Source organism: Paenibacillus riograndensis SBR5, from assembly GCF_000981585.1.
Classification (GTDB): Bacteria; Bacillota; Bacilli; order Paenibacillales; family Paenibacillaceae; genus Paenibacillus_AQ; species Paenibacillus_AQ riograndensis.
Genome location: NZ_LN831776.1, coordinates 332,256 through 346,179, shown reverse-complemented (window position 1 = coordinate 346,179; position 13,924 = coordinate 332,256). Strand labels below are relative to the sequence as shown.

General features: G+C 52.1%; 13 protein-coding genes. 9 read left to right on the top strand and 4 right to left on the bottom strand.

The features are described from left to right. The first annotated feature begins 29 nt into the window (after positions 1 to 29). The 7 genes from PRIO_RS01640 to PRIO_RS01610 all read left to right on the top strand — a co-directional run bounded on the left by PRIO_RS01640 (position 30) and on the right by PRIO_RS01610 (position 8,055). Complete coding sequence (locus tag PRIO_RS01640; RefSeq protein ID WP_020426525.1) at positions 30 to 926, top strand: dihydrodipicolinate synthase family protein; 897 nt, start codon at positions 30 to 32, stop codon at positions 924 to 926. A gap of 415 nt (positions 927 to 1,341) precedes the next feature. Further along, on the top strand, positions 1,342 to 2,199 hold the full coding sequence (locus PRIO_RS01635; protein ID WP_020426526.1) for a carbohydrate ABC transporter permease: 858 nt from the start codon (positions 1,342 to 1,344) through the stop codon (positions 2,197 to 2,199). Continuing rightward, positions 2,196 to 3,074, top strand: coding sequence for a carbohydrate ABC transporter permease (locus PRIO_RS01630; protein WP_039838752.1), 879 nt, complete (start codon positions 2,196 to 2,198; stop codon positions 3,072 to 3,074). The genes PRIO_RS01635 and PRIO_RS01630 overlap by 4 nt, the downstream gene beginning before the upstream one ends. A 55-nt stretch (positions 3,075 to 3,129) precedes the next feature. Further along, positions 3,130 to 4,515, top strand: coding sequence for an ABC transporter substrate-binding protein (locus PRIO_RS01625; protein ID WP_020426528.1), 1,386 nt, complete (start codon positions 3,130 to 3,132; stop codon positions 4,513 to 4,515). An 86-nt stretch (positions 4,516 to 4,601) separates the two neighbouring features. Beyond that, positions 4,602 to 5,591: a LacI family DNA-binding transcriptional regulator gene (locus PRIO_RS01620; protein WP_020426529.1), complete on the top strand. Its 990-nt coding sequence runs from the start codon at positions 4,602 to 4,604 to the stop codon at positions 5,589 to 5,591. A gap of 127 nt (positions 5,592 to 5,718) precedes the next feature. Beyond that, a complete protein-coding gene (locus PRIO_RS01615; RefSeq protein ID WP_020426243.1) occupies positions 5,719 to 6,714 on the top strand; it encodes an N-acetylglucosamine kinase in 996 nt (331 codons plus the stop codon). A gap of 6 nt (positions 6,715 to 6,720) precedes the next feature. Beyond that, positions 6,721 to 8,055, top strand: coding sequence for a 6-phospho-beta-glucosidase (locus tag PRIO_RS01610; protein ID WP_020426242.1), 1,335 nt, complete (start codon positions 6,721 to 6,723; stop codon positions 8,053 to 8,055). Positions 8,056 to 8,531: 476 nt separating this feature from the next. Here PRIO_RS01610 and PRIO_RS01605 read toward each other — a convergent pair whose 3' ends face one another. The 3 genes from PRIO_RS01605 to PRIO_RS01595 form a co-directional block, all read right to left on the bottom strand. Further along, on the bottom strand, positions 8,532 to 9,416 hold the full coding sequence (locus PRIO_RS01605) for an SDR family oxidoreductase (protein WP_020426241.1): 885 nt from the start codon (positions 9,414 to 9,416) through the stop codon (positions 8,532 to 8,534). A gap of 166 nt (positions 9,417 to 9,582) precedes the next feature. Then, positions 9,583 to 10,542: an AraC family transcriptional regulator gene (locus PRIO_RS01600; RefSeq protein WP_020426240.1), complete on the bottom strand. Its 960-nt coding sequence runs from the start codon at positions 10,540 to 10,542 to the stop codon at positions 9,583 to 9,585. A 689-nt stretch (positions 10,543 to 11,231) separates the two neighbouring features. Beyond that, complete coding sequence (locus tag PRIO_RS01595; RefSeq protein ID WP_020426239.1) at positions 11,232 to 11,810, bottom strand: isochorismatase family protein; 579 nt, start codon at positions 11,808 to 11,810, stop codon at positions 11,232 to 11,234. A gap of 127 nt (positions 11,811 to 11,937) precedes the next feature. On the opposite strand from PRIO_RS01595, the gene PRIO_RS01590 reads away from it, so the two are divergent. Both PRIO_RS01590 and PRIO_RS37405 read left to right on the top strand, forming a co-directional pair. Further along, positions 11,938 to 12,825 carry a TetR/AcrR family transcriptional regulator gene (locus PRIO_RS01590; protein ID WP_020426238.1) on the top strand — a complete coding sequence of 296 codons (888 nt, stop codon included), beginning with the start codon at positions 11,938 to 11,940 and terminating at the stop codon, positions 12,823 to 12,825. 24 nt (positions 12,826 to 12,849) lie between these two features. Then, positions 12,850 to 13,194, top strand: coding sequence for an SDR family NAD(P)-dependent oxidoreductase (locus PRIO_RS37405; protein ID WP_407944487.1), 345 nt, complete (start codon positions 12,850 to 12,852; stop codon positions 13,192 to 13,194). 385 nt (positions 13,195 to 13,579) lie between these two features. Here the strand turns inward: PRIO_RS37405 and PRIO_RS01585 are convergent, their stop codons facing one another. Next, positions 13,580 to 13,909 (bottom strand): hypothetical protein, encoded by a 330-nt coding sequence (locus PRIO_RS01585; protein WP_051010596.1) that lies wholly within the window; start codon positions 13,907 to 13,909, stop codon positions 13,580 to 13,582. Positions 13,910 to 13,924 lie beyond the last annotated feature (15 nt).

Below are 13,924 nucleotides of genomic sequence, written 5' to 3'. Positions count from 1 at the left end.
TCGCGGTAATTGAGGAGGAAGTCCACGACATGTCCACAACAGATTTGAAGAACAAGCTTAAAGGGATTTACGTGCTGGCCATCACTCCGATGATGGACACACAGGCCTTTGACCCCTCCGCACTGCGGCGGAATATCGATCACTACATTGCTTCGGGCGCCCACGGCATTATCGTCGGCGGCACCTACGCGGAGTATCCGAGTCTGACAAGCGATGAACGGAAGCAATTGTTCACCGCTGCCGCTGCCGCGGTAGCCGGCCGGGTTCCGCTGCTGTGCTGCACGGCGGCCAGCGGCACCGACGAAGCCAGCGAGCTGGCGCATGCGGCCAAGCTGGCCGGCGCCGACGGTGTGATGGTCACGCCTCCGTATGTATCAGAGGTACGGCCGCAGGACATCTTGTACCATTTCCAGCTTCTGAATGAATCAGCCGAACTGCCGATTCTCATCTACAACAGCGCCAGCATCGGCGTTCATCTGTCGCCGGAAGAAATCGCCGGGCTGGCCAAGCTGGACAACGTCGCGGGAGTCAAGCAGGGAGCTACGGATTTGCATTCGCTGGTAAGGACCGTCGCATACGCCGGTAACGATATCTCGGTCATGTGCGGCTCGGACGGCCTCATCCTGGGCGGGCTAGCTTCCGGCTTGCCCGGCTGCACATCCACGAACGCCAACTTCATGACTTCCGAGTTTGTCGCGCTATACAATGAATTTCAGCAAGGCGAAAATGCCCGCGCCCTGGAGCGGTATTACCGCTGGCAGCCAATCCGGGATCTGGCCCGCAAATACGGACAGCCTGCAATGGTCAAAGCCGCACTGGATATTATTGGCCTGCCTTCGGGTCCGGTTCGGGCGCCTTTCCGAACGCTGGGGGAGGATGCCAGAGCGGATATCGCACGAACCCTGCAGCAGACTGGGATCATTTAATAAATCAAGAACAGCGGAATTCGCCGAAAGCCGGTCAGGCATTCGGCGAGTTTTTTGCCATCGGACATCCGCCCCTTATAATGTTATATTACTTTACACCTATACTTGAAATTTCTGCGCCGCCAGCCGCAAATTAAACTATAAAACCCCTCATGCGTCACATTTCTTTACTGGTAGCGCTTTATATTTTGAATTGGGGGTTGATTATTTCCGGGTCATCCTCTATGATAATCTCATCAGGTTGAATATAAAGTTTAAACGATTAAACTTTATAAGCTATTTAACATTTAGTAATCCTTTATCACATCCATATTACAACGTTTATTTATTATAAAAGTTAAAGCGCTTATACTTTATAACATGAAGGGCTGGTGTGTAAGTGATTAAAAGTGAGAGCAGGCGGCAGACGTTCTATATGTATATGTTCATCTCTCCGTGGCTAGTCGGTTTTCTGGTGTTCGCCTTGTACCCTATCCTTTCGTCGCTGTATTACAGCTTCACCGATTATGACATCATCCACCCGCCGAAGTTCATTGGACTCGCCAACTACACGGAGATGTTCCATAACGAACTGTTCTGGAAATCGGTCACGGTTACCCTGAGGTACACCCTCGTCAGTGTGCCGATACAGCTGCTGCTGGGTCTTGGCTTCGCCCTGCTGCTGCATCAGACGATCCCGCTGCGCGGATTTTTCCGCACGGCGATGTATTTTCCGAGCATGGTGTCCGGGGTAGCCATGTCGCTTCTCTGGTACTGGATCTTCAACCCGCAGATCGGCCTCTTCAACTACATGCTCTCCTGGTTCGGCATCCATGGCCCTTCCTGGCTGATGAACCCGGACACAGCGCTGTATGCCTTGATCATCATGTCCTTTTGGACCGCCGGTTCAGGCATGATCCTCTTCCTGGCCGGGCTGCAGGGTGTGCCCGCCAGCCTGATCGAAGCCGCCAACCTTGACGGGGCCGGGCGGTTCAGGATTTTCCTGAATATCACCCTGCCGATGATCTCGCCGGTACTGCTGTTCCAGCTCATTATGGGTCTGATTGATTCGTTTCAGGTGTTCACCCAGGCCTTCGTCATGACGCAAGGCGGTCCGAACTACTCTACCTGGTTCTATGTCTACAATCTTTACACCAGTGCCTTCAAGGAATACCGGGCCGGTTACTCCTCTGCTCTGGCGTGGGTGCTGCTGATCGTCGTCATGATACTCACGGCCATTATTATGAAGCTGTCGAACCGTTATGTGCACTATGAAGGAGGCGGACGCCGATGAGCATTGTCCGAACAGCCAACCACCGCCCTGCCGCTTCCGCACACCGCCGGAGAATCGATCCCGTGAAGGCAGCCAGCTTCATCACACTGCTGATCACCACTTTTCTAATGCTGCTGCCGCTGTTCTTCATGGTCTCCACTTCGCTGAAATCGAAGAAGGAGATGCTGAAGTTTCCGCCGACCTTTCTGCCTGAGAGCTGGGCGTGGAGCAACTACCGGGATATCTTTGATACGCTGCAGTTCGGCACGCTCTACAAGAACAGCCTCATCATCGCCGTGCTGACGGTTATCGGCACCCTGATCTCCTCGGGGCTGGTCGCTTACGGATTCGCCCGGTTCAGAGGCAGAGGCAATCAGTTCCTGTTCGTCCTGGTGCTCAGCACTATGATGCTGCCGTATCCGGCGATTATGATTCCGCAGTTCGTGCTCTTCTCCCACATGAACTGGATTGATACTTTCCTGCCGCTGATCGTGCCCGCGTTCTTCGGCTCGGCGTATAACATTTTCCTGCTGCGGCAGTTCTTCTCCACCCTGCCCGAGGAATTGTTCGATGCCGGGCGGATCGACGGCTGCGGCGAGCTGCGGATGTGGTGGAAGATCGCCCTGCCGCTGTCGGCTCCGGCACTGGCAACCGTTGCGATTTTTGCTTTTATCTACAGCTGGAATGACCTGCTTACGCCCGTGCTCTACTTAAGCTCGTCGGAGAAGTTCACGCTGCCGGTCGGCATGGCTTCCCTTACCTCGTCGCGCTTCCGCATTCCGCCCTGGCATCTCCTGATGGTTGCTTCCGTGCTGGCGATGCTGCCTATCGTTACCTTGTTCGCGCTTGCCCAGAAGCAATTTGTTGAAGGCATTGTACTAACCGGCATCAAGTAATTACCGCCTTAATCCGGCGGTTCAATACGACTTGAAATCATGGAGGGAATAGCTGATGAACAACCGTAACCGCAAAACAACCACCCTGCTGCTTGCAGCCGGTCTTACCGCAATGGCGGCCTTATCCGGCTGCAGCGGAGGCAAATCGGCGGGCAATGTGGCTGAAGGAACTAATGGTGCAGCAAATAACGGCGGCTCCGGGGAACAAGTAACGATCACACACTACACTATCGATTCCGAGGACCGCACGTTTATCGAGAAACTGATTCCCGACTTCGAGAAGGAACATCCGAACATCCAGGTCAAGGTAGAAAAAGCGCCCTACGAGCAGTTTGACAGCAAGCTGCAGACACTGATCGCCGGAGGCAAATCGCCGGATGTCACGAGCCATTATGGATATGGCGGTTTTGCCGAATATTACAACAAAGACATGCTGCTTGATTTGACCGATCTGATTAAGGAAGACGGGTTCAAGCCGGAGGATTACCACATTCCTGACAACCTCATGAAGATCTACACCGTCAAGGACCGCACCTACGGCATTCCGGTCAATATGTATGTCACTTTGATGCTCTATAACAAAGACATGTTCGATGCGGCGAAGCTTTCATATCCGCCAAGCGATTATGAGGACAAAAGCTGGACCTTTGACAAGATGGTTGAAGAAGCTAAGAAAATGACCCTGGTCTCTGATGATATTGCCAAAACCCAGTACGGTGTGGACTTCACCTGGGCCGAGCGCGATATGCGGCCGCTTTATTTTGGAGCTGAGCCTTATTCTGAGGATACCTGGTCGAACGGGGGCGTGCCTTCCGAAACTCATTTTGACTCTCCCAAGGTGATTGCGGCTTATCACAAGCTGTTCGATCTGATATTCAAGGATAAAGTCTCACCGACCTCCGAGTGGAGCAAAAGCGTAGCCGGTCAGAACGGAGATCCCTTTGTCGCAGGTAAAATCGGCATGTCCATCGGGGGATCGTGGAACCTGGCGGGAGCGAATGATTTTCCATTCAAAATCGGCGTAGCCGCCGTTCCTTGGGGAGGCAATGACAAGGTGCGCAGCACATTGTTCGTCGATCCGCTGATGATTCTGAAGGATTCCAAGCATCCGAAGGAAGCTTTTGAATGGATTAAATATCTGGTGACCACCGAAGTCCAGGAGAAGTCGATCGAGCTGAGCGGCGGCAATCCGCCGGTCAATACCGAAGCCGCCGAAGCGTATTATAAGCATTTTGAAGGCATTGATCCGCAGGATGTGAAAAAGGTCTACGAGGGTGCGGTCAAATACGGCTTCGAATCCTACAACCATCTGATCACCAACTACTCGCAGATCAACGACATGTTCATCAACGAGCTGCAGCCGGTCGAGACCGGCCACAAGACACTGGAGGAGGTTATGCCGGTAATCCAGAAAAAAGTGACCGAAATTATTAAGAGATAAATCCCTGCGTTTAGCGGATATCCGGCAAGCCCTGTATACTGAAGGTAAGGTTAGATTCGGAAAATCCGCTGTAAGGAGCGTTTGAGATGAAAGTAAGTATTTTTGATGTAGCTAAAAAATCCGGGTTATCCGTGGTCACGGTATCCCGGGTCATCAACGGTGCAGGTTCAGTCCGCGAGAAAAACCGCCAGAAGGTGCTGGAGGCCATCAAAGAGCTGGATTACCGCCCCAATGCGGCGGCCCGCAGCCTGGCCAGCGGCAAGACCGGCATCATTGGCCTGATCGTTACCACGCTGCAGGACTCCTTTTTCGATGCGGTGGTCAAGGAGCTGAATGAGGTGCTGGCGCTGCATGGCTATTTTCTGGCCATTTCCATTTCTACCGGCATCGGCTCCGACGAGAACCACTACCTGATCCAGGAGGACCGGGTGGACGGCCTGATTCTGCTCTCGCCGATGCAGGAGGATAATTATATTGTTGAGCTGAAGCGGCGCGGCATTCCCTATGTGCTGATCGATAATCAGCAGCCGGAGAATGACAGCTATTCGATTACAATCGATAACGTAAAAGGCGGGTATGCCGCAGCCCGTCACCTGCTGGAGCTGGGGCATACCTCTATCGCCCATCTCTGCGGACAGGAGATGTTCCGCAGTACCCGGGAACGGCGCGCGGGATTTCTGAAGGCGCTTGAGGAACAAGGGCTGGCCCCCTTCGAAGTTGTTCATGGCGATTTCGAAATCGCCCAAGGCTACGATACAGCAAAACGGTGGCTGGCCGAGGGTAAACTGCCTACGGCTGTATTTACCGGCGATGATAATATCGCCCTTGGGGTGATCAATGCCCTGATGGAGGCCGGAGTCCGCATCCCGGAAGAGGTATCCATCGTCGGCTATGACGATCACTACATCGCCTCGCAGCTTCGCCCCCATCTGACGACCCTGCGCCAGCCGGCGGACAAGATAGGGATGGCCGCTGCCGATATGCTGCTGAAGCGCATAGGCGGGACCATGAAGCGCGGTGCCAACGTAAGGATTGATCCGGAGCTGATTGTGCGGGAATCTACCTCGTCCAAATAAACCCGTGGCTCCGCAGGAAGCAACTCAGAGATGTGAACGCTAACCAAACTTAGCGTATGCTTTCGAAGCGGGTTTTGCGAAGTATATCAAGGAATCGTGGACTACAAAACTTTAGGAGTGACGACCATTGGCTTACTACATGGGCATCGATGGCGGAGGGAGCAAAACCTACGCCCTGCTCTGCGACGAGCACGGCAATGTGCTCGGCAAAGGCAGGAGCGGCAATGGCAACCACCAGACGGGAGCCCGCCGGGCCGCCGCCAGCATCAGCGCGGCGGCCTTCGGGGCGCTTGCGGAAGCCGGACTTCAGCTTAGCGATATAAGACACGCTTACCTGGGACTTGCCGGGGCTGACCGCAAGACCGATTACGATATCCTCCATCCGATGATCCGCAGCATCGGATTTATGCATTATACGATCAGCGGCGATCCGATGATCGGCCTGCGGGCAGGCACGAGCCGCCCCTACGGGGTTGCCCTGATCTGCGGCACCGGCACCAACGCTGCCGGGCGCAGCCGCGAGAGCCGGCACTATCAGTGTGGCGGCTTTGATTACATGTACGGCGACTTCGGCGGCGGCGGAGCGCTGAACATCGAGGTATTCCGCACCGTGCTCCGGGCCTGGGACGGGCGCGAGGCGCCCACTCTGCTAACAGAGCCGCTCCTGAAGCTGCTCGGCTATGCACAGGTGGAGGATATGTTCAATGACTTCCTCGATCACGGGAAGTCTGTGCCGCTGGATGCCGCCCGCCTGCTGTTCCCGGCAGCGGCTGAAGGCGACGACGCCGCGCTGGCCATTCTGCACCGCCAGGGCGTGGAGCTGGGCAAAGCCGCTGCTGCCGTCATCCATCGGCTGGGCATGGAAACCGATGTGTTTGATGTGGTTCTGGCCGGAAGCCTGCTCACCCGGGGCGACCGGGGCTGGATCCGCGGCCCGATTGAGCAGGCGGTTCACCATGCGGCCCCGAACGCTTCGGTAGTCACCTTAACCACGGAGCCTGTCGTCGGTGCCGTATGGTCGGCACTGGAGGAAGACGGCCTTATCGTAACTAACGAGATTCATGAGAAAATGCGTGTGTTTCAGGATTTCGAAGCAATTCCCACCACAACCAGACAGGAGTGATTTATCTTGGCAGCTAACCAAGGTCTCAAAATCGCCGTCATCGGCGGCGGCTCTTCCTATACCCCCGAACTTGTCGAAGGCTTCATTCTTCATCACAAGGTGCTTCCCGTCCGCGAGCTATGGCTTGTAGACATTGAGCCGGGCCTGCGCAAGCTGAATATTGTCGGCAGTCTTGCGAAGCGCATGGTAGAAAAATCCGGACTTCCGATCGAGGTCCACCTGACCACGGACCGCCGTAAGGCGATTGAAGGCGCCGATTTCGTCAGCACCCAGATTCGTGTCGGCATGCTGGATGCCCGTGGCCGCGATGAGTCGATCCCGTTGAAATACGGTGTAATCGGTCAGGAAACGACCGGCCCGGGCGGAATGCTGAAGGCGCTGCGCACGATCCCTGTCATCCTGGATATCTGCCGGGATATCGAAGAGCTGGCCCCGAATGCCTGGCTGCTCAATTTCACGAATCCGGCGGGCATGGTTACCGAGGCCGTGCTGCGGTATTCGAACGTCAAAAGTATAGGGCTGTGCAACGCCCCGATCGGACTGATCAAGCAGGTGTCCGCCAAATACAATGCTGCGCCCGACCGGATCTATGCCGAATTCGTCGGCCTGAACCATCTGCATTGGATTACCCGCATTGATGTAGAGGGCGAAGACAAACTGGATGAGATGCTGGCGGATACTGCAGGCTACAGCGCAAAAAATGTTCCGGCCCGGGAATGGAATCCCGAGTTCCTGCAATCCTTACGCGCTCTGCCCTCCTACTACCTGAAATACTTCTATATGACCGATGCCATGCTCGCAGAGCAGTTGGAATCCTTCAAGCAAGGCGGCAACCGCGCCGAGGTCGTCAAACGCGTAGAGGAAGAACTGTTCGAAATCTACGGCAACCCGGAGCTGAACGAGAAGCCGAAGCAGCTGGAACAGCGCGGGGGAGCTTTTTATTCCGAGGCCGCTGTCAATCTGATGCGTTCCCTTCACAATGGCACGAACGATATCCAGACGCTGAATGTCGCGAACCGCGGAATCCTTGATTTTCTGCCGGAGGATGCCAGCATAGAAGTCAACTGTGTGGTGACCAAGACCGGACCGCTGCCGCTGCCGCTGACCAAGATCCCGCCTATGGCCAAAGGCCTGATCCATGCCGTCAAAACCTATGAGCAGCTCGCGATTGACGCCGCCGTGACCGGGGACCGCAGCCTGGCCATCCAGGCGCTGGCGCATCATCCGCTGGTGCCTTCCGTGGAAGTGGCCATCGCCATGCTGGACGAAATGCTGGAAGCCAACAAGGAGTATTTGCCGAGCTTTTTTGCCAAGGAAACCGCCGGGGCACCGGAACAATAAATTTCAGCAAGCAGAAACGGCTTCGCTATATTAACGCGGTTTTAGAATTGAAGAATCGTCATCTTTTGAAAAATATGTTTTAGACTGATCCATTAAAAGAAATAGCGGCGGACCAAGACTTGAAAAATAAAGTCTTAGACTGCCGCTGTTGTCATTCAACTAACGTTCCTCGTAGCTTAATATCGTGGCACATGAATATGGCCAGTCTCAATAGAACATTTCTTGCCAACAACAAGTGCATTCTCGAAATAACCATCAATTTCAACTATCACTTTCACCACCGCCGGTTGCTAACCAGCATCTGAGCTCAAGGGTAACTGACACATAAAATTATGGACAGCCTTCGACTTGTTTAACTAAGGTTTCCCGATAGCCTTACGGTTCCCCGCGCTGTCTGTAACTGCATTTGGCTATTGTGAGATGTATAGGCCAAGCTAGTCTTGTCTCTAGACCTCTATTCTAAACTTGCCGTTTGATTATTTTCCCAGAATGTCGGCGACAAGCGTAGGCTCTGCAGGTTCCCAACCGAGCTTCTCTCGTGTCCAGACATTTGACGTCGGATTGTCCATTAAGACGAATGGCGCAAGCCATCCGAAATGCTCCTCAGCAGCTTCGGGGGAAATGCTGGAGACCGGCAGGTTTAGGCGCTGGCCGATGGCTTCAGCAATATTCCGAAAGGGAATCGCCTCTTCACCAGCGCCATGCAACCGTGAACCAGCAGGAGCAGATTCCAGAGCCAACCGATACAGCTTGGCCGCATCGAGCCGATGCAGGGCAGGCCAGTGGTTCGCTCCGTCGCCTACGTAGGCTGAAACACCTTTTTGACGGGCAAGCTCAGCCAGAAGTGTGGCGAAGCCCTGACTAGTGGCGTCATGTACACATGGAGCGAGCCTCACCACAGATGACCGTACATCACGCGCAGCCAATGCAATTGCCATGTTCTCCGCTATACTTCGCGGTAACCCGGGCGATCCGTCCTGCGCCTGATCATCTTCAGTGGCCGGTCGCCCCAATGACGGAACCATAGTTGTTACCGACGTCATCACAATCGGTTTCCCAGAGCCGGCAAGGACATCTCCTATTACTTCGATGGCCTGAAGATCGTCTGCAATTGCTCCGGCAAAATCCGTGAAACTATTATCAAACGCTAAATGAATGACGCCGTCGGCTTCTGCAGCTCCGCTGCGCAGGCCATTAGGGTCACCCAGACTGCCGCGAAGCGCTTCGGCCCCCATCGCATGGAGCGAGGCAGCAGCCTTATCTGAACGGGCAAGTCCAACAACCTCATGACCGGCATGTATAAGTTCCTTGACAACAGCAGAACCAATAAAACCTGTAGCACCTGTAACAAAAACACGCATATTAAAATCCTCCTAAGCACTTCATAATAGGATCATCCATACGCCAGCGCATGGAATACTCAACCTCAACCCCATTATTACTGAAGTCTCAAAAAGATTGTTGCCTGTTCCACGTAACTTATTGCCTGATTCTCCTGTGATGAACATTAATATTTATTAGCTTCTATTATTGATACATTTCACTTGTGAGTCTGCTATGCAGTTTAGCCATATCCCTTCTTGGCGGATTTCCAAAGTAGCTGCGGTAATCACGGCTGAACTGTGAGGCACTTGCATACCCCACCAACTGGGAAGCTGTAATTGCATCCATTTGCTTGGATAACATGAGGTTCCGGGCTTCCTGCAAACGCAGTTCTTTTTGATATTTCAACGGGCTTATAGAGGTAACAGCCTTAAAATGCTTGTGAAAAACAGAAACACTCATGTGGGAAAGACTTGCCAACTCTGAAACTTTCATGGGCTGATCGAAGTTGCTCCGCAGCCACTCGATTGCCTTAGCGACTTGTCGAACCGATGTGTCGGCAAAACCCATTTCGGCGATGTGAATCCCGATCGGGCTGAGCAGCAGCCGCATTAGAATCTCATCCTTAACAATGGGCGCAAGTAATTCCGCATCACTTGGATGGTGCAGGCATTCTATCAATCTCGTCACAGCATGGATTATACCTGTGTCAGCCTCAGCAGTATAACCTGCACACCGTGTTTGCACAGAGGGCAGCCCCCGTGGATACACTTTTGGAACAAACTCCGCTATTTTTTCCGGATCAAGAGTCAATCCGATGCCGATAAAAGGTTGCTCCGCATTTGCCTGTATCGTTCTCAGCGAAACGGGTAAGGCAACCGGTATCATGAACATACGGGATTTGCCGATTTGAAAAGTTTCCTTCTCAAGCCTGACCGTCTTGACTCCCTGCGCAACAATTAAGACGGAAGGCAAGTAAAAAGCTTTCTCCCAGTCCACACCTGTCCTGGAATAGCGCCTGATATGCAGTCCGGGAATAGGCTGGCTAAAGGTACCGTCACTTTGAACATAATTGTTGATCAAGCCTACCAACCGACTTAATTCTGCGTCATGGAGTGTCGTGGCATTCATTGTTGCGGATTGTTCCAAATAACCGTCTGTCAATTCAAATACCTTCTTTCCGAGAACTGGCCATTTTCCGTTAGCAATGATTATCCATCCTGCACCAAGAATTACATCCTTTTCAAACCTTCGCCCTATAATTATAGCCGCTATATTCTAATGCAGCTATTCCTTAAGGGTAACCATTGCCTCTCCACTTTACTATTATTTATGATACGGTTCACCGTAACACTGTAACACTGTAACGGCGAAATTTTATAACTAGAGACAAAGAGCAAAACATCAGTTTTGCTCTAAAAACAGTTGTTTTCATCCCAGCTATTAGTGGCGGTAAATTTGTGGCCAACTCTTTAGTGAGATGGCCTTTCTTTACGTTTTTGTAAACCCATTCACGCTGAATGCTGCATCACTACTTGTCGTTGCTTGTGATGGCTAATCATGTTTAGAATGACCTGAAGCGCTTTTCCATTCAGCGTAAATTTCATCGATCAGCCCCCCGTACTCGAATTCAGCTTGCTGCGGAAGAACCCTCGTAGGCTCTGTTTTTCGGATGAGGACGAAACCACGATGCTGCAAGGGCCAATAGGGAAGTCCATAGCAATGCGATGATGACCCAGCGGTAGCCGTGAATGATGAAAGTAAAATCAACGTCCGAAATCACAGCGTTTTTTCCGTTAGATCGTTCTGGGGACGTTTCCTTTGGGTCATGAGATCAACCTCCTGCAATAACCTTACGATCTATCTTCAGTAAAGGTTGAGATGATTTCTTGTGTGGTCCGAGTACGCCCAATACGCGGGAAAATATGGCCTTTTACGTAATCATGCTCGGCTTGGGAAAATCCGGTCATCGCATCAATCGCAAAAATCTGCTGATAGCCATGCATAAACGCTTCCCGCGCAGTCGTATCCACACCAAGTCCGGTTGCGATGCCACATAAAACGAGGGTGTCGATTTCCCTGCGGCGCAGCTGCAGATCGAGCTCCGTCCCGTAAAAGGCTCCCCACTGCTTCTTGGTAATGATGTGGTCTGTGGCGGCGACCCGCATTTCTGGGACGATTTCATCCCAACCCTCAGGCAGATTCAGTGCAGGTGCAGGGGTATCCAGCTTCGGTTTAGGAATATCCTTCAGGTCCTTGCTGGATACCCGGACCAGAGCAACCATCGAGCCTTGTTCACGAAAAGCATCGGCCAAGACGGCCGCATTTGATACCACCTGCTCGGCGGAATAAGGGGCGTATTGGTTCCCTAACCACTTTTGCAGATCAATGACAACCAGCGCTGTTTTTTGCGGATCAAATAATTTTTCCATACCGACATTCTCCTCATTATTCTAAATTTGACTGTAAGTCACCAATTGTGAACTTTCGGTCATTTGACTTGATGTTTTATATTTTGTACCATGATTCATAGCAAGTCAAGGAGGGAGAATCTTTTTTATGATTGTGACAAGGGAAGAGGTAGTACAATCAGCGACGAGGCTTTTTAAGGAACGCGGGTTTCTTTCGACGACGATACAGGATATTGCCGATGATTGCGGTATTGCCAAAGGATCGGTCTATAAATACTTTCCTTCCAAAGAGGATCTCTTTAGCGAGGTATTTAATCAATGTCATAACAACTATTTTGATCAAGTCGATGAGCTGACACGTCTTCCCGGACTATCGCCGGAAGAACAGTTTGTTCAGCAGATCGTTTTGCGATTCCGCTACTTTATGGAGTACAAACATATTTTGGTCGAATTTACTGAGCTCCCTATTCAACAGGATCCCAAGTTCCAGCCGCTCAGACACAAGGTTAGGGGGCGGCTCATTCGATGGCATAGAGAGTGCTTGCTGCATGTGTATGGTGAGGAAATCCAACCGTTCCTATGGGATTTGGTTGCCATCTATCGGGCAATTCTGAAGGAATATCTATTTTGGATTGTATATGAGGAGAGGTCGTTATCACTCGAGGAAACGGCGAAGTTCATCTTGGACAAGCTCCATGTGCTCGTTAAGCATATGATGACGTCCGATCTTAAGTCTATGCTGAACCAAACTTCATTCGAGAGGTATTTAAACTGGGGATTAGAGGACCGGCAGGGTGAGAAGGGGCAGATTCTTTCAGAACTGTTTCGGGAGATGGATACGGCTATTAACACGATCCCGGCCGGTGCCGTACATCGTTCGGAAATACGGGAGCTTTACCGTTTTATCCAGACGGAGGTTAGCAAGGAGGCAGCGAATCATCCGTTGATACAGGCCTCGCTGTTCTATTTGGAGAGGGAGAAGGAACTTAAAAGTCTGGTCGTTCAGTTAAGAAATATTATATTCTCGGGTGTTTAGCTCAGCGTTTCAAGCTCCCTTGGGATCGAGGCAAGGCCGCTCATCGGCTTCTATTGCTCCTCCAAATGGGCGGTCGAAGGACTCCACGAAAGTCTGGCGCAAGAGGTCAAGGACTTTGGGATTAAGGTGACGCTGCCCGAACCCGGTGCCTATGCGACTGAGTTTGGCGCTTCAGGTAAGCGAGTACCGGAAATGGACGTCTATGCCGATGTACGGAAGCAGGTGTTCACGCGTCTATCAAACAAAAAAACGCGGCAACCCTCAAGCGACTGCAGAAGCCGTTCTCAAAGTCGTGGACGCAGCGGAACCCCCACTACGATTTGCGCTCGGCTCGGAAGTCTTGCCTATGGCACGCGGCATCTATGCTAACCGTCTAGCTACCTGGGAAGACTGGGAGACTGTCTCGAATGCAGCGCAAGGCCACCCTATGCAATAAGCCGTTGCAATTGGACTGGAGCGGACGTCAGCATCACTTAGCAGAATATATATCAGAAAACCAACCGGCTTTCTATTTGAGCAAGGAACCTCTCCGACTTTTTCCAAGAGGTTCCTTGTTATAACCATAAATTTTGCCCTACTTGTGATACGGCTCACCGCGTTTAATCTTCAACTATCCTGCCCGTTAGCTTAATCAAGCGGCGCCAGTCCATTACTTTATTTTCTTTGGACACATATAATCCTTATATTTTTTTAAAAAAGAGACTGTCCTTATTCGCAGATCATCTGCGAACAGGCCAGTCCCTTTTGGGATTGATCAACGAATCGTATAGCGATAGATCTCGCCTTCGATGTTCACCTCGGCATAGAGCGGTTTGTCGCCGGACTGCACTTCGTCAGGGACCTCAGCAAGGTAGACAAGCGTACCGTTCTTTAGTGGCTCTATGTTGGTAATGTTAGAGTACGTGAAGTCTTCACCGCCGTTATCTTCCAGGGTGGAGAAGGTTACATATTCATACTGGTTGTCATATTTCACCTGGATATCGGCAAAAGAATCCGCCTGCTTACCCTCCCAGCCAAATTCTTCACCTCCGTCTTCAGCTTCTCTGCGTTTTCTCCAGCAGAGCCTGAACTCTCCGAGGAGCATCCTGCCACCGATACC